Genomic DNA, 21,710 nt, shown 5'->3' on the forward strand with positions numbered 1-21,710 from the left:
ACGCCTCGTGCTGATCTGCCGGGTTCTCGGACCGCTCGAGGTCACGGTCGCCGGTACCCCGGTGGAGGTCGGCGGGCCGCAGCCGCGGCGCCTGGTGCAGGCCCTGATCATCGCGCGCGGCGAACCGCTGGCGGAAGACCTTCTGGCCGAGGCGATCTGGGGATCTGCTCCGCCGGCCAACCCGGCCGCATCGTTGCAGGCCTACGTCTCCCGCCTGCGAAAAGTTTTCGGCGCCCAAGCCCTCACCCGCTCTCCCGGCGGCTACGCGCTCCAGGCGCGCTCGGACGTCCTCCATTTCGAGGCCCTGCTCACCGAGGCCCGAACCGTCCAGCGCCCGATTGACCGGATGCAGGTACTCGGTAACGCTCTGAAACTGTGGCGAGGACGCCCGTATCCCGACCTGGAAGCGTTCGGCGACGCCGAGCGTCATCAATTGACCGAACAACACGCCACCGCCATCGAAGACCACGCCGCCACCCTGCTCGCGTTGGGCGACGCCCCGGTAGCAGTCAGCGAAATGCGTTCCGCCGTCGATGAAGACCCGTATCGGGAGCGCCGCTGGGAACTACTCATCCTGGGTCTGTACCGCAGTGCCCGCCAGGCCGAAGCATTTTCGGCACTGCGGCAGGTGCGCGCGCTGCTGGCCGACGACCTCGGCGTGGACCCCGGCCCCGAACTGCAGAGCCTCGAACGACGCCTGCTCGCCCAGGACCCGACCCTGCTCCTGGATGCCACCGCCCGGCCGCCCGCACCCCGGCGTCCGTTGACCAAATTCGTCGGTCGCGATCGCGAACAGGCCCTTCTGCGAACGACAATGACCGAATCCCGATTGATGACGCTGGTGGGCCCGGGTGGGGCCGGCAAGACTCGACTGGCTCTGGAGTGGGCGGGACCGGCCCCGTTCGCCCGGCTGGCCGATGTGCACTCGCCGCTCGATCTGCCCTCGGTGGTCGCGCAGGCTCTGGGGCTGCTCGAGATCCCGGAGCGTTTCACTGGCCTGGACGGCCTGCTGGTGCTGGACAACTGCGAGCATCTGACCGGTGCGGTGGCCGATCTGGCAACGGCGCTGCTGGCCGACAACCCGAGTCTGAGCCTGCTGACGACCAGTCGCGAAGGGCTCGGGGTGGACGGGGAACGTCTGCTGCCGGTCGATCCGCTGCCCCAGAACGATGCAGTTGCCCTGCTGACCGACCGGATCGCCGCCGTACGACCGGGCTGGCAACCGAGTGCCACCGAGACGCAGGAACTCGACCGGCTGGCCGAGGCGCTGGACGGCATTCCGCTGGCGCTGGAACTTGCTGCGGCCCGGGCTCGTTTGCTGAGCCTGAGCGACATCACCGGGTTGCTGGGGTCAAGATTCCCATCTCTCGGCCAGGTTCCGCGCAATGCGGTCACGCCGCACGCCACGCTGGAGGCCACCGTCGCCTGGAGCGTGGATCTGCTGCCGGAGAACGAGCGCTACACGTTGCTTCGGCTGTGGCCGTTCGAGGGCGGCTTCACCCTGGAGGCCGCCGAGGCGGTCGGCTGCGATCTGGATGTGCTGTCGTCGCTGGTCTCTCGCTCGGTGGTGAGCGCCGACACCACGTCCACGCCGACCCGCTACCGGATGCTGGAGATCATCCGGGCCTACTGCCGCGAGCACGATCCCGACCCTGCCGACAGCCGCGACCGGCACGCCACCTGGAGCCGCGACCTGGTTGCCCGGATCGTGCACGACCTGCGGGGCAAGCGCTCGGCCCGCTCGATCCGGGTGCTCAACCGCGAACTGCCCAACCTGCGCGCCGGTCTGGTCCACGACCTCGCCGTTCGCCCCTCGGCCGCATTGCGCACCGCCGGTCTGCTGGAGTGGTTCTGGCTGCGGACCGGGCACGTGGCCGAAGGCCTGCGGCTGCTGAATCAGGCGCTCGAACGGGCTCCGGAGGCTCCGGCCGTCGATCGGGCCCGGGCCACGGCCGCTTGCGGCACGCTGTTCTGGCTCGGGCGTGACCTTTCCGAGGGGCGGAACCTGGTGCTGCGGGCGCTGGAGATCCTCGGGGAACCGCAGGACACGGAGGGACGCCTGCTGCTCGGGCAGTTGCGTTACTACGAGGGCATGCTCTGGATCTATTTCGGCGATTACCAGCGCGCGGCCGAAAGTGCGCGGGAATCGATCGTTCTGGCGCGGAGCACCGACGAGGCGTGGTTCGGGACCGTGCCGCAGGCCATTCTCGGCGCGGCGCTCGACGGCCTCGGGCACCAGAGCGAAGCCCGACAGACGCTTCGGGGCGCCATCGCGCAGTCCCGGCAGAACGGTTACGGCTGGGCGGGCGGTTTCGCCAGCGTCCTGTTGGCCCGCGCTCTGATCAGGGACGATCCCGGGGCCGCGTTCGGGCCGTTGCGGGAGGCGGTGGCCTGGTTCCGGGACGAGGACGACGCTGCCCAGGTCCTGGTCTGCGTGATCACTGCGGCGCTGGCCCTGTTCCGGCTGGGCCGGCCGCTGGAAGCAGCCACCTTGCACGCGGCCGCCTATCGGCACGCCGAGCGGCGAGGGGTTCGGCTGGACAACTCCGATCCGCCCACCACGGCAGCGCTGAACGCCGAACTGGCGCTGGTTGCGCCCTCGGTCCGGGCGCAAGCCCGGGCGGCCGATCTTTCCGAGGACGAGATGGTGGCGATGCTCGAGGCGCTTGGACGCTGAAGGTCAACTGCTGAATCGCTATGCACTTCTTGACGCCCGGCCGCCCTCGCCGCAAGATGCTTGAGATATGCATTCGATGACGAATGCATATTCATGCCTCAAGGAAGAGGATGCGCATGCCCCGACGGTCCGCGCGGCTGAAACTCGCCGCCTGTGCAGCGATCACCGGCCTTTCCGCACTCGGTCTGATCACCGCTCCCGGAGCCTCAGCCACTGAGATCCCGGCATTGGAACGGTCGGCCGAGGAGCGCCCGCGTACGGTGGTCACCACCGACATGGAGCAGGACGACCTGGCCTCCCTGATCCGCTACCTGCTCTACACGAACGACGTCGAGACGCAGGGAATCATCTACGCCAGTGGACGTTTCCACTGGGCCGGGGACGGGAAGGGCACCGAGTTCTTCCTGCCGGACCGGGAGTACGACACCCCGCAGACCTCCTGGCGCTGGACCGGCACCCGCACCATCGAGGACCAGGTGCTCAAGGCTTACGCCAAGGTGTACCCGAACCTGCGTCGGCACGACCCGGACTACCCCTCGCCGCAGGAACTTCTGAAGACGGTGAAGATCGGCAACATAGAGTTCGAGGGCGACATCAGTAAGGACACGCCGGGCTCCGACCTGATCCGTAAACTGCTGCTGGACAACGATCCCCGCCCGCTCTACCTACAGGCTTGGGGCGGCAGCAGCACCATCGGCCGGGCGCTGAAGTCGCTGGAGGAGGAGTACGGCAAGAGCCCGAGATGGCCCGCGCTGAAGCAGAAGATCTCGGCCAAGGCGGTGATCCTGGCCAGCGGCTTCCAGGACGAGACGTACACCGACTACATCGCAACCAACTGGCCCGGCCTGCGGGTGCAGGAGCTTTCGGCCGGCTACGCCACCTGGGGCTACAACTGCGAGCGCGGCCAAGGCAATGTGCGCGGGCTGCCGGAGGACCGTAAGTACTTCCAGGGTGCCTGGACCCGGAAGAACATCCAGGTCGGCCCGTACGGTTCGCTGTACCGCTCGTGGCTGGACGGGCAGGCAATGCCGGGCGACCAGCTGGACATCTTCGGCCTGCCGGAACTGGCCCCGACCGGCTGGTGCAAGCCGCTGCAGCCGTACGACTTCCTTTCCGAGGGCGACAACGTGGCGTTCAACCCGCTGCTGCGTACCGGTCTGGAGGATCCGTCGAACCCGGCGATCGGCGGCTGGGGCGGACGTTCGGAGAAGGTGAGTTCCAGCCCCGAGTTGTGGGAACTGGTTGCCACCGAGAAGGACGAATCAGGTAAGGACGTCTCTGATCTCACCACTTTGCGGTGGGCGGGGGCCGCGCAGAACGACTTCGCCGCCCGGATGCGCTGGACGCTGGAGCCGAAGTACCAGAACGGGAATCACGCGCCCTCGGTGCGGGCGGCGGCCTCGAGCGTGAAGGTGCGGCCCGGCCAGTCGGTGAAACTTTCGGCGGCGGTCAAGGATCCGGACCGGGACCAGGTGAAACTCCTGTGGTGGCAGTACGGCGAGGAGGGCACCTACCCGGGTTCGGTCCGCTTCGGCAAGGCGTCCGACCGGGCGGTGACCGTGACCGTACCCAAGGACGCCAAGCGCGGGCAGACCGTCTCGGTCATCGTCGAGGCCACCGACAACGGCAGGCACCCGCTCACCCGTTACGACCGGATCACCCTGCACGTCCGGTAAGCCGCAGAACTATCTACCCGGACAGCACTTGCGCTCTAAGTAGACCGGGCGCATCATCGCGGCTATGACCACGATCACACTGACCTTCGACCCGGACAACCCGGCCGAGGTGGAGAAGGCCCGCAGCGTGCTCGACCGCCTGGCTCCCCCGGCGCCGGCCCCGGATCCGGAGGTGCTCCGGCAGAAGGTGATCGCGCTGCTGCGGGGTTACGGCGAAAAGCGCACCGAGTACATCCGGCACGTGGCCCAGGCCTCCCCCGCCGCGGCCGAGTACGACGATCTGGTCGCGATCATCGGCTCGGCCAAGGCGGTGGGCGGCACCCACTCGGCGATCGAGCGGGCCTGGCGGGCGAAGAACATGCCCGGGCCGTTCATCGCCACCGACGACCTGGGCGGCGCCGTGATGGAGCAGGACCTCGCCGACATCGTGCTCTCGGTGCTGCACGACGTGATCGACGAGCCGGACCCGTTACGCGCCGCCACCTACTGAACCTTGGGCACCCCGATCACCGGATCGAAAAGCCCACGCAGCGGCGGCAACAGCGGCTGACCGGCCTTGCCCAGACGCTTCTTCGCCCGCACCTTGGTCCGCACCGCGTTCTCCGCCAGACCTTCAGCCGGCAGCCCGAAATCGCACATCGCCGACTCAATCTCAGCCGCCAGCTTCTCCGGGCTACGCGTTCCGATCAGCCAGTACGCGAAAGGCGGATTCCCCGGGTACTTGCCACAAACCACCAACCCCCGGTCAGCAATACCAGCGTGATGGGTGACCGGCAGGCTGAGATCCGGGTGCCAGCTCGCCGATGAGAAGTTGTCGATGTGATGAACCCGGCCGGGATCGATGGTTTCCCAGGGAATGACCGTTCGCCCTCGGAACCCTAGGACCAGACCGTTCTGGCAGACCCGCTGCTTGTACGAGACCCCGCTCAGCAGAACCATGATCAGGTAGGGAAGCGCGAAGGGAGTGTAGGTGATCCAGGCGATCGTCACCCGGTCGAAAAGGCTCCCGGGCCAGCAGACGAAGAATGCCAGGGCCACCACCGTGTTGATCAGCATCACCCAACCGAGCCGCCGCCAGGTCGCCCACGCACGAAAGCCCACCCGTTGCAGACCCATGTCCCGGCGCTCAAGCATCAGGTAGTGCTCCAGCCCGGACTTCAGCCGAGGATCCTCCGCATTCTTGAGCTCGAAGAACTCCTCCTGCGCCGCTGTCACCGTTCCTCCGTCTCGTTCACCAGAATGTCCGACCAGTGCCGACGAACGTCCCAGTCACCAACACCCACGTACTGCACCCCGCTCGCCCCCGCACGACCGAGAAAACAGCCTTCCGAACCCACATGAAGCGAACTCCAGCTTTCGCCGACACTGGTCTCCCCCGCCGTGGCGTCGAACCGGGTGATGAGCATCATCGTCGAGCACTGTTCAATTGCATAAGGCAGTCGGGCCTCACCCGGGGGGACCAGCGTTTCAAAGTATGGCGCTGAACGGTTCTCGTTACCTACTTCGCTCCAGTGCATCAGCTTGTCCACCCAGTGTTCCGGCCGGGCCAGACCGAACCGGTGGATGCCGTTGCCGTCGATACTTTCCCGAAGCCAGAGTTGCCCGGCCTGCGGATAGAAAACCTGCCAGTCCGCCTGGTCGCCGATGTGTCGTTCCACCATCACTATGGACGACACCAGACGCCGCAGACTCATCAGGGCCAGTGCCATGACGCCGACTTCGATATCGAACTCGGTTGCATCTTGGCCACGAGAGGTCACTCGGTACAGGCCCCGCGCGCTGAGCCCACGCCTGGCGGTCGCCAAAGTGATTTCTGTCTGCTGCGCGTCGAGCTGCGCCAGCCAGGGAGCGGGCGCCGGTGGGTTCCCACCCGGCTGCTCCAGAACGGCTACCTCTTCGTCGGTGTAAGTACCCACCTCGATCGGCCCTGGCACCGCCAGCTTCAGCAAGGAAATTCTTGCTTCGACCAGCAGTTCCGAATCCCAGCGGGTGAGCTGTCCTGCGCCGCCAGGAATGCCGTTGAGAGGTCCTTGCGGGAAACCTGCCATCAGAAAATGCTTCCTAACTTGCTGACGCCGCCGGAGACCAAGCCACCGACCCTGTCACCGGCTGCTCCGAGCTTGTCGCCAGCTGCGCCGGCCACATCGCCAACCGTATCCAGACCGCTGGAAAGCGCGTGACCGATCTGCTCTCGGTGTTCGTAAGCAGCAGCGCCAGCGGCGATCACGCTACCGCCCACCACAACTCCCAAAGCAACCGGCGCTGCTGCTGGGGCGATCAGTCCGAGAGCGAGAACAGTAGTTGTGCCGCCGCTGACAGCGGACGCCACTCCACCGACTCCCTTCGCAATTCGCTGGTCGGTCGCGGCATCGTCGTCCCGTACCGCGTCGTAGACGTCCTTCGCTCCCAGCCCGACCTCCACCGGCCCCATGACAGCCCCGGTGAACGCCCCCACCTTGGTAGCGCCCCGCACCAAGAAGTTCTTGTCGAACTTGCTCATCATCCGGGTGACGTCGTCGGCGACCACCGTCGGGTACAAGGTCTGTACCGTTTTCATGGCCTGCTTCTCGCCCTGGACCCCGCGTAGTTGGTCCCAGAGCAGGTAGGCCTTGTTGGTGTCGTACATCCGCTCGACGTCGGCCAGTGAGGCCGCGCTGTCCAGCCCGGCGACCGCCTGATTGATGCGCTTGACCGAACTGTTCAGCGGAAGCAGGTTCTGGGCATCGGTCAGTTGTCCCACCCCCAGATCCGGCCCGGCCGGTCGCATCCGCGCGTACCTTGACAGCTCACGCAGATAGCTGCCGTAGTCGCTGGGAGCGTGAGCCGCGGATCTGGCCGCCTTCCACTTCGCGTAGTCGACAGTGCCGGTCACCCCGGAGTAGAGCTCCTTGACCTCCTTCGCCGGAGCCTTGAACTGCTCGTCAAAGGTCATCGTCTTGTCAATCGCCTTGACCAGGTAGTTGTCGGCGTCCTTGGCCTTCTCGACTACCTTCGCAATCCGTCGGGCCAACTGATCGACCAGGTCCTGGCGCCCGGCGGTGTACTCTGCGGCCTCTTCCTCGCTGGCGCACAACGCCGGTTCCAGCTCGTCGCTGACGGTGCCGTCATCGGCGATCGTCAGCGAGACCGCTGGACCGGCCGCGTACTCCTTGATCCGGCGCACCTCGTCGACCACCTCACGGACGTCGGCGACCGCGTCGCGCAGGCCATTCTTGAGCGTTTCGGCGGCCTCGCCGTACTCCTCGATCGTCTTGCGCTGCTGACGGGCCGCGGTGGCGGCCGCATCAGCGGCGTCACCGCTCCAGGTCTTCACCTCGGTCTGCGGCAGGCTCGCCTCGGTCCGGTCCAGAGCGCCGGAGATTCTGGTCGCATCGGTGTACCCCGACTCGACCGGGTTGGTGTCCCAGCGGCTCACTTCGGCCCAGCTCAGGAGGGCACTCATGGCTGTGTGTTCTCCGGTGAGTCTCTCTCGACGAGCTGGGGCAGCCGGTAACCCGGAATCCGTTCGGTCTCAAGCAAGGGCCTGGTCGGCACGTACTGCCGATCCCGGCTGACTCCGGGGTAGTACGTCTGAGGGGGCGTCAGCGGATGGCTACGGGCATACTCCTGAGCGGCGGCCCGCTCAGTGGCTTCGTACGTCTCGGCCGCCCGGGTGAGGCTCCGGGAGTAGGACGACTCATCGAGCACCCAGCCTTCCAGAGCGGACGTGACCCGCTCTTGGACCAGATCGAGCAAGGCACTCGCCGTCGAGCCCGGCATCCCGTTACCGGCCACGGCGAATGCGGGCTTCAGGTCCTTGAGAAGATCTGCGGCCCGCTGGGCCTGGGCAGCAGACTCCTTCAGATCATCAGACCTGACCTCGAACGCGCCAGCCATTGTCTTCCTCCACCGTCACACGAGCCGTGAACCTCATCAATTGAGCCCTCAGCTTGCGCTATGCGACGACCGTCGGAGAAATGATCTCGACCACACGCGTCGGTGAACCGAAAATTCAGGGCGGAGAAACGTCCTCAATCGGGCGCAAAACGCGAGGGGCCCGCGACCGGTGACCGGCCACGGACCCTCTCGGTGACGGAAGTGCTCAGCTCTCCTCGCCGGCCAGGGCGGCGCAGCAGGTGGTGATCAGCATCCGGGAGACCACGTACGGGTCGACGTTGGCGTTCGGACGGCGGTCCTCCAGCCAGCCCTTCTTCGCCTTCTCGACGGCCCACGGGATCCGGATCGAGGCCGAGCGGTCGGAGGCGCCCCAGCTGAAGGTCTGGTAGCTGGCGGTCTCGTGGGCGCCGGTCAGGCGGTCCTCGATGCCCGCGCCGTAGGCGGCCACGTGCTCGGCGGCCTTCTTGCCCAGGGCCTCGCAGGCGGTGACGATGGCGTCGTAGCTCTCCATCGTGGCGGCGGTGGAGAAGTTGGTGTGCGCGCCGGCCCCGTTCCAGTCGCCCTTCACCGGCTTGGCGTCCCACGACACCTCGACGTCGTAGTCCTCGGCGATCCGGGCCAGCAGCCAGCGGGCGACCCAGATGTGGTCACCGATGAGCGGGGCGGGGAGCACGCCGATCTGGAACTCCCACTGGCCCATCATCACCTCGGCGTTGGTGCCCTCGATGGCCAGACCGGCCTTCAGGCAGGCGTCGGTGTGCTTCTCGACGATCTCGCGGCCGACCATCTTGCCGCCGCCGACACCGCAGTAGTACGGGCCCTGCGGAGCCGGGTAGCCCACCGCCGGCCAGCCCAGCGGGCGGCCGTCCTGCATGAACGTGTACTCCTGCTCGATCCCGAACATCGGGCTCTGGTCGGCGTACTTCTCGGCCGCGGCGACGTTGGCGGCGCGGGTGTTGGTGGGGTGCGGGGTGAAGTCGGTGAGCTCGACCTCGCACAGCACCAGGACGTCGTTCTCGCCGCGCAGCGGGTCGGGGCAGGTGAACACCGGGCGCAGCACGCAGTCGGAGTTCTCACCGGGCGCCTGGTTGGTGCTGGAGCCGTCGAAACCCCAGATCTCCGGCTCCTTCCCGTCCGCGACGATGCGGGTCTTGCTGCGCATCAGCGGGGTCGGCGCGGTGCCGTCGATCCAGATGTATTCAGCGCGGTAGGGCATTCGGGCTCCTCGAAAGACGAAGACCGGCCGCCCGGTTGAACCGGGGGCCGGTCGATCGCCGCTCCTGCGGCGTACAACCGTTCCTGCTAAGACCTTCGCCGGAAGATGCTGCGCAACGGTTGCCGGAGCGTGAAGAACTGATTTCCCGGGTTTCCGGGATGTTTCAGATCAGCTGCCGTCCTTGGCGGAGGAGCCGGAGATCACACCGCGGAACTGGCCGTTCTGGCCGAGCTCGCCGATCTCCCGGCCGTCGGCGCCGATCGGGCCGTTGCCCGGCGGGTCGCCCCGGTCCACGCCCTCGCCGTCGTCGTTGCCCGGCACGTCGGCCATCAGTTCCGGGCGCTCGGGCAGCCAGCGGCCCAGCACCTTCTCCATCCCCTTGGCGAAGTAGTCCGAGCGGCTCACCGCCAGCGGGCCGAGGATGGCCAGGATCAGCACGTAACCGGCGACGAACGCGGAGATCCGGGGATCCAGCCCGGCAGCGGCCGCCATCGAGGCCAGGATCAGCGCGAACTCACCGCGGGCGAGCACGGTCAGCGAGACGAAACTGGCCCGCTCGGTGCCGAATCCGTAGATCCGCGAGGACAGGGTGCCGGCCACCAGGTTCCCGACGATGGTGATCACCACCGCGATCACGATCGGCACCCAGACACTGAACACGTCACCCGGGTCGATGGTCAGGCCGAAGGTGAAGAAGAACAGCGCGGCGAAGGCGTCGCGCAGCGGGTGCACCAGCTTCTGGATCCGCACCCCGGCCTTGCCCGAGCCGAGGATCAGGCCGATCATGAACGCTCCGATCGCGTCGGAGACCCCGATCGACTCGGCGACCCCGGCGCTGAGCACGGCCAGACCCACGAAGGTGACGATCAGCAGCTCGTCGTCGCGGGTCTCGACCAGCCGGCCGACCAGGGTGGCCCCCCAGCGGGCGATGGCGGTCAGGATGAGCAGGAAGGCCAGCGCCACGCCGAACTTCTGGGCGGCCTCCCAGAATCCGCTGGCGTCGCTGAGCACCGGCTGCAGCAGGGCCAGGTAGAGCGCCAGGAACACGTCCTCGACCACGATGATGCCGAGGATCAGCTTGCTCTCCGGCCGGCCCAGCCGCCCGGTCTCGACCAGCACCTTGGTGACGATCGCCGAGCTGGAGATGCCGATCACACCGGCCAGGACGAAGGCCTCCCGGCTGCCCCAGCCCAGCAGGTAGCCGAAGCCCAGGCCGAGACCGACGTTGATCAGCAGGTACAGGCTGCCCGCGGCGAGCAGCTTCCTGCCGCCGCCGAGCAGGTCGTCGAGGTGGAACTCCAGGCCCAGGTAGAACAGCAGCAGGATCAGGCCGAGCGAGGAGAGCAGGGCGAACTCGGTCGGGTCCTCGACCAGGGCCAGACCGGGGGTGTGCGGGCCGAGCAGCAGGCCGGCCACCATGAACAGGGGGATCGTGGGCAGACCGACTCGTCGGCCCAGGCGGGCGGCCAGCCCGGCGGCGAGGAACGCACCACCGAGGGCCATCAGTGTTTCAGCCAGATGCACGGGTGTCCTCCTTTGCGACCGGACCGCGACTCAGCTGGAGAACCATCAGCGTTTCAGCGAGATGCATTGCTGTCCTCCGTCTCTCGACCGGAAGGGATGTGGGCGTAGGGGTCGACGGCGCCACGCTTCAGCGGCCGGCGCTCGGGGCGCTGACCGTTGGTCGGGCGGTGCGGCTCGTCTTCGTCGTCTTCGAGGTCGGGCTCGTCCGGCCAGAACCGTTCGAGCAGGATGGCCAGGGGCGAAGCAGTGAACACGCTGGACAGGAACGCCACGACCAGGCCGATCAGCAGGGCCAGGGCGAAGTCGGTGAGCGAGTCACCACCCAGCAAGGTCAGTGCCGCCAGGATGAAGACGGCGCCCAGCCCGGTGTTGATCGTGCGCGGGAAGGTCTGCAGGATCGCGCTGTTCACGACCTTGCCGAACTTCTCGTGCGGGTTCTCACGTCGCATCTCACGGACCCGGTCGAAGACGACGACGGTGTCGTTCACGCTCAGGCCGATCACGGTGAGGGCCGCTGCCAGGAACACGCCGTCGATCGGCTTGCCCAGCCAGACGAAGATCCCGATCACCGCCAGCACATCATGGAACATCGTTACAGCAGCGGATATTCCGAACGTCCAGCGGAATCTCACGGCCAGGTAGAGCATCTGCGCCAGGATCGCCGCGCCCAGCGCGATCAGCGCCTTGGTCCGCAGCTCGTCGCCCAGGCTCGGGCCGATCAGCTCGTCGGTCTCCTTGGTGACCTCGCCACCCACCCCGGCCAGGGCGTTCTCGATGTCGAGGGCCTGTTCGTTGGTCAGCTCCTCGGTGCGCACGCTGATGCTCTCGGCGGCCCCGCCGGTGGGCGAGGAGGTCTGCACCACCGCGCGCGGGAAACCGGCCTCGCTGACTGCTTCCCGGGCCTGGTCGGCGGTGACTGCCTGGCTGGTGCTGAAGGTCAGCAGCCGGCCGCCGGTGAACTCGACGCCCAGGTTGAGCCCGCGGATCGCGATCCCGGCGAAGGCGAAGACGACGATCGCGGCCGAGACGCCGAGCCACAGGTTGCCGCGCTTCATCAGGTCCGGGCCGGAGGTGGCCAGCCACTGCCGCAGCCGGCCGTTGCCGGCCAGACCGCTGATCGCCGGGCGCTTGCGCACCAGGTTGCGGCGCACCGCCCACTCGGCGAACACCCGGGCCACGATCAGCGCGGAGATCATCGAGGCGATGACACCGATCGAGAGGGTCACCCCGAAGCCCCGGACCGGGCCGGTGGCCAGGAAGAACAGCAGGGCCGCGGCGAGCAGGGTGGTGACGTTGGTGTCGATGATCGCGGTCCAGGCCTTGTCGAACCCGATCTGCAGGGCGTTCGGCAGGGCCCCCTTGCGCTTGCGGTTGGCCGCCGGGACCTTGCCGAACTCCTCCCGGGCGCGCTCGAACACCAGCACGTTGGCGTCGATCGCCATCCCGATCGCGAGCACGAAACCGGCCAGGCCGGGCAGGGTCAGGGTGGCGCCGAGGAAGACCATGAAGGCGTAGGCGATCAGCGCGTAGCAGCCCAGGGCGATGGTCGCCAGGAACCCCACCACGCGGTAGACCACGGTGATGAACAGGCCGGTCAGGATCATGCCGATGATCGCGGCCTGGATCGAGGCGTCGATCGCGTCGGCACCCAGGGTCGGGCCGACGGTGCGCTGCTCGATCACCTCGACCGGCAGCGGCAGGGCGCCGCCCTTGATCAGGATGGCCAGGTCCTGCGCCTCTTCGGAGCTGAACTGGCCGGTGATCTCGGTGCTGTTGCCGGACATCCCGACGCCGCAGCCGATGCTCGGGTCGACCTGCGGGGAGGAGATCACCTCGTCGTCCAGGACGATCGCGATCCGGCGGGCCGGGTCACCCGGCTGGGCGCAGGCGGCGTCGGCGGTCAGCTGACGCCAGGTCTCACCGCCGGCGCTCTTGAAGTCGATGGTGACGAACCAGCCGCCACCGCGGGTGGGGTCGGTGACCCCGGCCGCGTCGCTGACTCCTTCACCGGTCATCACCTGGGGGCCGATGACCAGCGGCATGCCGTCTTCGTCGACCAGGCGCTGCTGGCCTTCCTCGAGCTTCTCCTCCGGAGCCTCCTCGCCCTCGGCCTCGGCGGCCGGCGGCGGGTCGGCGTTGACGACCGGATGGAAGGTCAGCTGGGCGGTACGGCCGACCACCTCGGCCGCCTCCCGCGGGTCCTGGACCCCGGGCAGCTCGATGATGATCCGGTTGTCGCCGGAACGGGTCACGCTGGGCTCGGTGACGCCCAGCGCGTCGATCCGGTTGCGCAGGACACCGAGGGCCCGGTCGGTCGACTCGGCGTTCGCCTCGACCGTTTCGGTGCTCTTGGTCTCCAGGACGATCTGGGTACCGCCACGCAGGTCGAGCCCCAGGCGGGGGGACATCGTCAGCGCTATGTACAGGGAAAGGGCGACCACGGCCACAGCAGCCAGGGCTCGCACCACGGGGACGGCTTTCATGATTCCTCCGGGCCAGGGGTGACAGGCACCCCCTCCCGAAGGAAGTGGCTCACGGCAAAGAGCCTCAGGAGGGGTGGGTGGGCCCCGAGGCGGGGGTAGCACCGATCACCCCAACGCAGTTCTTGCGCGGGATTCAGTGACCGGTGTGACTACCCCCGGAAAAGGGGGCCCTTAGATGCCGTACTGCACGACTGGTGGTGCCCGACCCCGGTGCGAGACGCTGACCTGGGTCTTCAGGACCTGGGCGGAGGCGTCTACCGGAAGATCGACCAGGTCGGTGAGGAGCTGCCAGTCCCGGGTGGCCAGGGCGACGGGGACGTCGGGCGAGCCGCCGGGGAAGTGGATCTCGGCGCTGTGGCCCGGGGTGGCGGCGGTGAGCCGGCGCTCGGGGGTCTGGACGGCGGCGCGGTGCGATGCCGGTGAGGCCATCGAACCGGGGCGGTTGTTGGCCGCGTGCCGGCCTTCTTCGGGCACGGCCCAGGCCAGCCGCTCCTGCGCGCCGGCCGAGCGCCCGGCCGCCAGGTGCGGGCCGTTCTTCAGGGCCAGGTTGCTCACGCTGAGCAGAGTCAGGACGACGGCGACAAACGTGATCAGCACGGCGGCGGCTCCGGCCGGGCGCAGGCTGATACGTGGCGTCATCACCGGCAGTCTACCGGTGAGGGCACACCGCTCTCTTCGGCCACCCATGTATTGCTGGGAATGGGCTATGAATATTGCCCTTCCAGGACAGGTGCAGGACAGGCCCTAGACGTCCCAGCCGTAGAAGAGCCGCTCGACCACGGTCCGGGCCCGGCGGGTGACCCGCTGGTAGTCGTCGTCGAGCCGCCCCGCCGACCCGGGCGGGTACCCCATGATCCGGGCCACCCCGTCCAGCGAGGTGTGGTTGGTCGGCGGCACGTCCGAGGCGTTGCCCTTCCAGAGCATGATCGCGTTGCGGAACCGGGCGGCCAGCCGCCAGGCCTCGGCCAGCACCTCGCCGTCCTCTGCGGAGATCAGCCCGGCCCCGACCGCCGCCGCCAGCGCCTCCATCGTCCCGGTGACCCGAAGCTCCGGAATCTCGTGGGCGTGCTGCAGCTGGTAGAGCTGCACCGTCCACTCCACGTCGGCCAGCGCGCCGCGGCCGAGCTTGAGGTGGCGGTGCGGGTCGGCGCCGCGGGGCAGGCGCTCGGACTCCACCCGGGCCTTGATCCGGCGGATCTCCTTGAGCGAAGCGTCGGGCAGACCACCCGGCCGCCAGCGCAGCGGATCGATCAGCTCGATGAACTCGGCGCCCAGGTCCTTCTCCCCGGCGATCGGCAGCGCCCGGGTCAGGGCCTGCGCCTCCCAGGCCACCGACCAGCGGGCGTAGTAGTCGCGGTAGGACGCCAGGGACCGCACCAGAGGACCGTTACGCCCTTCCGGCCGGAGGTTCGCGTCTACCGCCAGCGCCGGTTCCGGACCGGTCATCGACAGCAGGCGGCGCAGTTCCGAGCACAGGTCGGTGGCCGCGGCCTGGGCCTCGTGCGGGTCAACACCGGGCAGCGGGTCGGCCACGAACATGACGTCGGCGTCGCTGGAGTAGCTCAGTTCCCGCCCGCCGAGCCGGCCCATCGCGATCACCGCCATCCGCACCGGCAGATCGCCCCGCTTGGCCCGCACCGAATCGGCCGCCGCGACCAGCGCCCCGTCGACCGCCGCGATCGCACAGTCGCTCAGGGCCCGGCCCACCGAGTCGATGTCGCTCAGCCCCACCACGTCGGCCACCCCGGTGCGAATGATCTCGCGCCGGCGCACGGCCCGGGCCGCCATCACCGCGGCCACCGGATCACCCTCGTGCCGGGCGGCGCCCTTGCGCACCCCCGCGATCATCGACGAAAGGGGTTGCGGCTGCAGCACTTCGTCGGTCTCCAGCAGCGCCACCGCCTCGGGAGCCCGCTGCAGCAGCTCGGCCACCAGCTGACTGGACGAGAGCACGTGGGCCAGGCGCTCGGCCGCGGCCCCCGAGTCACGCAGCATCTTCAGGTACCAGTGGGTGGAGCCGAGCGCCTCGGAGAGCCGGCGGAAGTCCAGCAGGCCGGCATCCGGATCGGCGCCGTCGGCGAACCAGCCCAGCATCACCGGCAGCAGCTGCCGCTGGATCGCCGCCCGGCGCGAGACCCCGAGGGTGAGCGCGGTGAGGTGACGCATGGCCCCGGCCGGGTCACGGTAGCCGAGCGCGGCCAGCCGGACCCGCGCAGCCTCGGGAGTGAGCCGGGCCTCGTCGCTGGTGAGCTCCGCCGCGGCCGCCAGAAGCGGCCGGTAGAAAAGCTTCTCGTGCAGGCGGCGGACCTCCCGGGCCTGCTTGCGCCACAGCGCGCTCAGCCCTTCCCCGGCATTGGCCCGGAAGCCGAATTCCCGGCCCAGCCGGCGCAGATCGGCCTCACCGCTGGGCACCACGTGGGTGCGCTGCAGCCGGAACAACTGGATCCGGTGCTCCAGCGCGCGCAGCATCCGGTAGGCCCGGTCGAGCTCGGCCGCATCAGCCCGGCCGACGTAGCCGAAGGTGCTCAGCGCCTCCAGCCCGAGCAGGGTGTTCGGGGTCCGCAGCCGCGCGTCGATCCGGCCGTGCACCAGTTGCAGCAGCTGGACCGAGAACTCCACGTCGCGCAGGCCGCCCGCACCGAGCTTGAGTTCCCGGTCGGCGTCCGGGCCCTTCAGCGTCTCCTCCACCCGGCGGCGCATGGCCTGCACGTCGGCGACGAAGTTCTCGCGCTCGGCCGCCTTCCAGACCATCGGCTCGATCCCGGCCAGGTAGCGCGCGCCCAGATCCGCGTCGCCGGCCACCAGCCGGGCCTTCAGCAGGGCCTGGAACTCCCAGGTCTTGGCCCAGCGCTCGTAGTACGTCAGGTGGCTGGCCAGGGTGCGCACCAGCGGGCCCTGGCGGCCTTCGGGGCGCAGGTTGGGGTCGACCGGCCAGAGTGTGCCCTCGGGCGTGGCTTTCGAGCAGACCAGGCCGAGAGTGCTGGCCAGCCTGGTGCCTTCGGTGATCGCCTTGTGCTCGTCGGCGCCCTCGACCGCCTCGACCACGTAGATCACGTCCACGTCGCTGACGTAGTTGAGCTCGCGGCCGCCGCACTTGCCCATGCCGATCACGGCCAGGCGGCAGTCCTTGCCGTGGCCGGGCAGGGATCCGCGGGCCACGGCGAGCGCAGCCTCCAGCGCCGCGGCGGCCAGGTCTGCCAGGATCGCGGCGACGGTGGGCAGGATGGCCAGCGGGTTGTCGGCGGCCAGGTCACGAGCGGCCAGGCCGAGCAGGCGCCGGCGGTAGGCCACCCGTAGTGCGTCGGTGGCCTCGTCCTGCGGGAGCTCGCCGACCGGCATCGCGGCGGTGGGGTCGGCGCCCACGGCCTGAAGCAGCTCCGAGCGCATCTGGTCGGCGGTGAACGACGAGAAGGGCCGGGGTGGAACGCCTTCCAGGAACTCGCGGGCGTGCCCGTGGTGGTCGGCCTCGAAGTCGGACGAGGGGTTCGCCGGGCCGGGCGGCAGATCGTCGCCGCCCAGCTCGCCGTCGATCACCGGCCACTGCCGGGGGTGGCGGACCAGGTGGTCGCCCAGGGCCGCGGACCCGCCCAGGACTGCGAACAGCCGGCGCGCCGTCAGGTCGTCGCGGTGCAGGGCGTCGCCGAGCTGGGCCACCGCACTGCCCTCGCCCAGACTCTGCAGGGCCTGGGTGGTGAGCCCGCCCAGACCGGCCTCCGCGCGGCCACCGGTGGACATCGACTCGGCCAGCCGCCCGAGTGCGGCCAGGGCCAGGTCGGGGTCGGGACTGTCGGCCAGCGCGGACAGCAGCTTCTCGTCGGTGGGGCCGGCCCGGAGCTCGCCCATCACCGGAGCACTGAGCACCTGCTCGGCAGCGGCCGGGTCGGCGAACCCGAACCGGGCGAGCCGGGCCGCGAAACTTGCCTGACGCGCAGTCGTCACCTGACCAACCGTAGTCCGCCGGGCCACCGGCGGGGCAAGACCTTGGTCACCACTTGAGGCAAAGCAGAGCGGCCGGGCCGATGCGAAGGCCCGGCCGCCCGGCGACGGTCTACAGCAGCGGCAGGTACCGCTTCAGCTCGAACGGGGTGACCTGGGAGCGGTACTCGTCCCACTCGGCCCGCTTGTTGCGCAGGAAGAAGTCGAACACGCCCTCGCCCAGGGTCTGGGCCACCAGCTCGGAGTCCTCCATCACCTGGATCGCCTGGCCCAGGCTGGAGGGCAGCCGGGTGATCCCCATCGCCCGGCGCTCGCCCTCGGTCAGCGACCAGACGTTGTCGTCGGCCCCGTCGGGCAGCTCCAGGCCCTCCTCGATCCCCTTCAGGCCCGCGTTCAGCATCAGCGCGAAGGCCAGGTAGGGGTTCGTGGCGGTGTCCAGGCCGCGGTACTCGACCCGGGTGGACTGGCCCTTGCCCGGCTTGTACATCGGCACCCGGATCAGCGCCGAACGGTTGTTGTGCCCCCAGCAGACGTAGGCCGGGGCCTCGGCGCCGCCCCAGATCCGCTTGTAGGAGTTCACCCACTGGTTGGTCACCGCGGTGATCTCGGCGGCGTGCTTGAGCAGGCCGGCGATGAACTGCCGGCCGATCTTGCTGAGCTGGTACTCGGCCCCGGCCTCGTGGAAGGCGTTCTGGTCGCCCTCGAACAGCGAGAAGTGGGTGTGCATGCCCGAACCCGGGTGGGCGCTCAGCGGCTTGGGCATGAACGAGGCGTACAGCCCCTGCTCGAGCGCGACCTCCTTGATCACGGTCCGGAAGGTCATGATGTTGTCGGCCATCGTGAGCGCGTCGGCGTAGCGCAGGTCGATCTCGTTCTGCCCCGGGCCGGCCTCGTGGTGGCTGAACTCGACCGAGATGCCCATCGACTCCAGCACCCCGATGGCGGCCCGCCGGAAGTCGTGGGTGGTGCCCCGGGCGACGTGGTCGAAGTACCCGGCCTGGTCGACCGGCTCGGGCTCCTGGCCCTCCGTGGTCGGCTCCTTGAACAGGTAGAACTCGATCTCGGGGTGGGTGTAGAAGCTCAGGCCGTGCTCGGCCGCCCCGTTCAGCGCGCGCTTGAGCACGTTGCGCGGGTCCATCATGGCCGGCTCGCCGCTGGGGGTGAGGATGTCGCAGAACATCCGGGCGGTGCCCTGGGACTCCCCGCGCCAGGGCAGCACCTGGAAGGTCGCCGGGTCGGGTTTGGCCAGCATGTCGGCCTCGTGCACCCGGGCCAGGCCCTCGATCGCCGAGCCGTCGAACCCGATGCCCTCGGCGAATGCGCCCTCCAGCTCGGCCGGGGCGATCGCCACGCTCTTCAGCGATCCGAGGATGTCGGTGAACCAGAGCCGGATGAACCGGATGTCCCGCTCCTCGATCGAGCGGAGAATGAACTCCTGCTGCCTGTCCATGCCGGTCCTTTCCTCTTCCCTGTCCAACGAACTGGCTCACCGATAACCGGTGGTGCCGAGCCTGCCAGATCGCGCCGCGCTCGGTGCACCCGCCGTACCGCTCGGTCCCTGTTCAGCAGCTCAGCGTGGCGCACCTAACACCTCCGCCGACGCCGCTGGATCGGCACCGGACGCCGGCCGGTGAACCCCGATCAGCCGAACCCACCCGCACAGGTGCCGCGAGCCGTCCCCAGTTAAACGCCCCTACCCCCGCTACCGCGCCCGACCGCTGCAGGCGCGCAAGGCGTCCCCTTGTGATCGCCCGCACGCACCTGGCCGTAGTGGTTCAGTACAAGCAGAGGACGATAGGTAGGTGCACCTTTGCGAGGAGGTAGATCGATGAGCCAGCAGCCGGAAGAAACCGCCCCCTACGGCGGCGCCACGGTCACACCCAAGAAGATCCGGATCCATCACCTGCAGCAGATGAAGGCCCGGGGAGAACGCTGGGCCATGCTGACCGCCTACGACCAGCTCTCGTCGGCCGTTTTCGACGCGGCGGGGATCCCGGTGCTCCTGGTCGGCGACTCGGCGGCGAACAACGTGCTGGGCCACAAGACGACGCTGCCGATCACCACCGACGAGATGATCCCCCTGGTGCGGGCGGTGGCCGGCGCGGCCGAGCACGCCCTGGTGGTGGCCGATCTGGCGTTCGGCACCTATCAGGAGTCACCCCAGCAGGCCTTCGCCACCGCGGCCCGGCTGATGAAGGAGGGCCTGGCCCACGCGGTGAAGCTGGAGGGCGGGGCGGCGATGGCCCCGACGGTGAAGCTGCTGACCGAGTCGGGCATCCCGGTGATGGCGCACATCGGCTTTACCCCGCAGAGCGAGCACGCCCTGGGCGGTTACCGGGTGCAGGGGCGGGGCGAGGCGGCCGAGCGGCTGCTGGAAGATGCCCTGGCACTGCAGGCCGCCGGTGCGTTCTCCGTGCTGATGGAGATGGTGCCGGCGCCCGCCGCGGCCGCCGTGACCAAGGCCCTGGACGTACCCACGGTCGGGATCGGTGCCGGACCGGACTGCGATGCCCAGGTGCTGGTCTGGACCGACATGGCGGGCCTGACCGCCGGGAAGACCCCGCGCTTCGTCAAGAAGTACGCGGACCTGCGCGGCGTACTGACCCAGGCCGCGCAGGAATACGCCCGCGACGTCCGGCACGGCACCTTCCCCGCGCCGGAGCACTCCTTCGAGGAGTAGTCAGTCCTCGTCGTTCCAGCGGCGGTCTTCCTCGTCCCACGCCTCGGTCCGGCTCTTGGCGCTGGCCAGGGCCGCCTCGGCCGCCTCCCGGGTGGGGTAAGGACCCATCACGTCCTTGCCCTGCCCCTTGTGGTCGGTCACCTCGACCTGGTTGGTCGCGAGGTTGTACCAGTACTGCTGCGCGCCTTCGCTCATGATCACGACGATAATCCGGCCCGCCGCCCTCCGCCTGCGCAGAAACTGATGTTCAAGATGATCTGAGGATTCACCGATGTCATCTCCATCACCTTCCGCTCTCACGGATGAGACCGGCCGTGACCATCGTGCTCGGGGGCACACAGCCATGGACCTACGTATCGGCGGGCAACCGCTCAGCACCAGCCTGATCCAGACCACCTCGCCCGACCCGGACGCCAACCCGGCCGGGTCGCAGGCCGGTGCCTGGTCTTCCGGCAACGGGGAGACCACTCAGACCGGCGGCCGGACCGTCGGTTTCGGCCTGATCGCCGACGGCCCCAAGGGCGCCCAGCCCTCGGCCTCGGACGACTACCTCACCGCGATGTACGTGCAGTACGTCGACTACCGGGGGCCCAAGCGCGGCACGGTGGAGAACCCGTTCTCGCCGGGCAACGTGCGTGGCGCCCAGACCGTGCCGATGTCGCGGGCCGAGGGCACCTGGGTCGACTACCGGGTGTAGGGCGTGAGTGGTTCGCCCCGGGCGAGAAGGCAATAAACTCACCCACCATGAGTACTGCGCCACTGGGCACGCTGGTTCCCGGAGAGATCAGCCCGCGACGGGCGGTCCCCGCCTCGATCACGCGCCCGGAGTACGTGGACAAGCCCGCCCCGGCCAAGTACACCGGCCCGGAGGTCAAGGACGCGGCCACCATCGAGCTGATGCGCGAGGCCGGCCGGATCGCCGGTTCGGCGCTGGCCGAGGTGGGCAAGCACGTGCAGCCCGGGATCACCACCGACGAGCTGGACCGGATCGGGCACGAGTACCTGCTGGACCACGGCGCGTACCCCTCCACCCTGGGCTACAAGCGGTTCCCGAAGTCGTTGTGCACCAGCCTGAACGAGGTGGTCTGCCACGGCATCCCGGACTCCACGGTGGTCCAGGACGGCGACATCATCAACATCGACATCACCGGCTACCTGACCCGCGACGGGCTGGGCGTGCACGGCGACTGCGACGCCACCTTCCTGGCCGGCGACGTCGACGAGGAGTCGCGGCTACTGGTCGAGCGTACCCACGAGGCGATGATGCGCGGGATCAAGGCGGTCCGGCCGGGCCGCCAGATCAACGTGATCGGCCGGGTGATCGAGGCCTACGCCAAGCGTTTCGGCTACGGCGTGATCCGTGACTTCACCGGTCACGGCATCGGCACCGGCTTCCACACCGGCCTGGTGATCCCGCACTACGACGCCGCGCCGAACTTCGACATGGTGATCGAGGCGGGCATGACCTTCACCATCGAGCCGATGCTGACCCTGGGCACCCACGAGTGGGAGATGTGGGCCGACGGCTGGACCGTGGTGACCAAGGACCGTCGGCGGACGGCCCAGTTCGAGCACACGCTGCTGGTCACCGAGACCGGCGCCGAGATCCTCACCCTGCCCTGATCCTCCTTTAACTGCATAG

The 21,710-nt window shown here is 68.9% G+C and carries 17 protein-coding genes; 6 read left to right on the plus strand and 11 right to left on the minus strand.

What is annotated here, in order from left to right:
• Positions 1-7: 7 nt before the first annotated feature.
• From LR394_RS11830 to LR394_RS11840, 3 genes are all read left to right on the plus strand, one after another.
• Positions 8-2,677 (plus strand): BTAD domain-containing putative transcriptional regulator, encoded by a 2,670-nt coding sequence (locus LR394_RS11830; RefSeq protein ID WP_231440948.1) that lies wholly within the window; start codon positions 8-10, stop codon positions 2,675-2,677.
• 116 nt (positions 2,678-2,793) lie between these two features.
• On the plus strand, positions 2,794-4,353 hold the full coding sequence (locus LR394_RS11835; RefSeq protein ID WP_231440950.1) for a nucleoside hydrolase-like domain-containing protein: 1,560 nt from the start codon (positions 2,794-2,796) through the stop codon (positions 4,351-4,353).
• A 64-nt stretch (positions 4,354-4,417) separates the two neighbouring features.
• A complete protein-coding gene (locus tag LR394_RS11840) occupies positions 4,418-4,843 on the plus strand; it encodes a hypothetical protein (protein ID WP_231440952.1) in 426 nt (141 codons plus the stop codon).
• Here LR394_RS11840 and LR394_RS11845 read toward each other — a convergent pair.
• From LR394_RS11845 to glnA, 10 genes are all read right to left on the minus strand, one after another.
• The gene (locus tag LR394_RS11845; RefSeq protein ID WP_231440954.1) at positions 4,837-5,568 is read right to left on the minus strand and encodes a hypothetical protein; all 732 of its coding nucleotides are present in this window, start codon (positions 5,566-5,568) and stop codon (positions 4,837-4,839) included. The two genes, LR394_RS11840 and LR394_RS11845, sit on opposite strands and share 7 nt — an antisense overlap.
• Positions 5,565-6,401 (minus strand): hypothetical protein, encoded by an 837-nt coding sequence (locus LR394_RS11850; RefSeq protein ID WP_231440956.1) that lies wholly within the window; start codon positions 6,399-6,401, stop codon positions 5,565-5,567. Before LR394_RS11850 ends, LR394_RS11845 begins: the two co-directional genes overlap by 4 nt.
• On the minus strand, positions 6,401-7,795 hold the full coding sequence (locus tag LR394_RS11855; RefSeq protein WP_231440958.1) for a hypothetical protein: 1,395 nt from the start codon (positions 7,793-7,795) through the stop codon (positions 6,401-6,403). The genes LR394_RS11850 and LR394_RS11855 overlap by 1 nt, the downstream gene beginning before the upstream one ends.
• Positions 7,792-8,229 carry a hypothetical protein gene (locus LR394_RS11860; RefSeq protein WP_231440960.1) on the minus strand — a complete coding sequence of 146 codons (438 nt, stop codon included), beginning with the start codon at positions 8,227-8,229 and terminating at the stop codon, positions 7,792-7,794. Before LR394_RS11860 ends, LR394_RS11855 begins: the two co-directional genes overlap by 4 nt.
• Before the next feature lie 205 nt (positions 8,230-8,434).
• Positions 8,435-9,445, minus strand: a complete 1,011-nt coding sequence (gene glnII / locus LR394_RS11865) for a glutamine synthetase GlnII (RefSeq protein ID WP_231440961.1) — start codon at positions 9,443-9,445, stop codon at positions 8,435-8,437.
• A 168-nt stretch (positions 9,446-9,613) separates the two neighbouring features.
• A complete protein-coding gene (locus LR394_RS11870) occupies positions 9,614-10,948 on the minus strand; it encodes a cation:proton antiporter (protein ID WP_407937035.1) in 1,335 nt (444 codons plus the stop codon).
• 74 nt (positions 10,949-11,022) lie between these two features.
• Complete coding sequence (secD, locus tag LR394_RS11875) at positions 11,023-13,452, minus strand: protein translocase subunit SecD (RefSeq protein ID WP_231440965.1); 2,430 nt, start codon at positions 13,450-13,452, stop codon at positions 11,023-11,025.
• Between the two features lie 171 nt (positions 13,453-13,623).
• Entirely contained in the window at positions 13,624-14,091 is a 468-nt protein-coding gene (locus LR394_RS11880; RefSeq protein WP_231440967.1) for a hypothetical protein, read from the minus strand.
• 105 nt (positions 14,092-14,196) lie between these two features.
• Positions 14,197-17,391: a bifunctional [glutamine synthetase] adenylyltransferase/[glutamine synthetase]-adenylyl-L-tyrosine phosphorylase gene (locus LR394_RS11885; RefSeq protein WP_231440969.1), complete on the minus strand. Its 3,195-nt coding sequence runs from the start codon at positions 17,389-17,391 to the stop codon at positions 14,197-14,199.
• Positions 17,392-17,500: 109 nt separating this feature from the next.
• Positions 17,501-18,838 carry a type I glutamate--ammonia ligase gene (glnA, locus tag LR394_RS11890; protein WP_231440971.1) on the minus strand — a complete coding sequence of 446 codons (1,338 nt, stop codon included), beginning with the start codon at positions 18,836-18,838 and terminating at the stop codon, positions 17,501-17,503.
• Between the two features lie 378 nt (positions 18,839-19,216).
• Between glnA and panB the strand changes: the two genes are divergently transcribed.
• A complete protein-coding gene (gene panB / locus LR394_RS11895) occupies positions 19,217-20,068 on the plus strand; it encodes a 3-methyl-2-oxobutanoate hydroxymethyltransferase (protein WP_231440973.1) in 852 nt (283 codons plus the stop codon).
• Here the strand turns inward: panB and LR394_RS11900 are convergent, their stop codons facing one another.
• A complete protein-coding gene (locus LR394_RS11900; RefSeq protein WP_231440975.1) occupies positions 20,069-20,263 on the minus strand; it encodes a hypothetical protein in 195 nt (64 codons plus the stop codon).
• 148 nt (positions 20,264-20,411) lie between these two features.
• Between LR394_RS11900 and LR394_RS11905 the strand changes: the two genes are divergently transcribed.
• Complete coding sequence (locus LR394_RS11905; protein WP_231440977.1) at positions 20,412-20,765, plus strand: hypothetical protein; 354 nt, start codon at positions 20,412-20,414, stop codon at positions 20,763-20,765.
• Positions 20,766-20,812: 47 nt separating this feature from the next.
• Positions 20,813-21,691 (plus strand): type I methionyl aminopeptidase, encoded by an 879-nt coding sequence (map, locus tag LR394_RS11910; RefSeq protein ID WP_231440979.1) that lies wholly within the window; start codon positions 20,813-20,815, stop codon positions 21,689-21,691.
• Positions 21,692-21,710 lie beyond the last annotated feature (19 nt).

Origin of the sequence: Kineosporia babensis (genome assembly GCF_021129305.1) — a bacterium.
In the GTDB taxonomy this organism is placed as follows: Bacteria; Actinomycetota; Actinomycetes; order Actinomycetales; family Kineosporiaceae; genus Kineosporia; species Kineosporia babensis.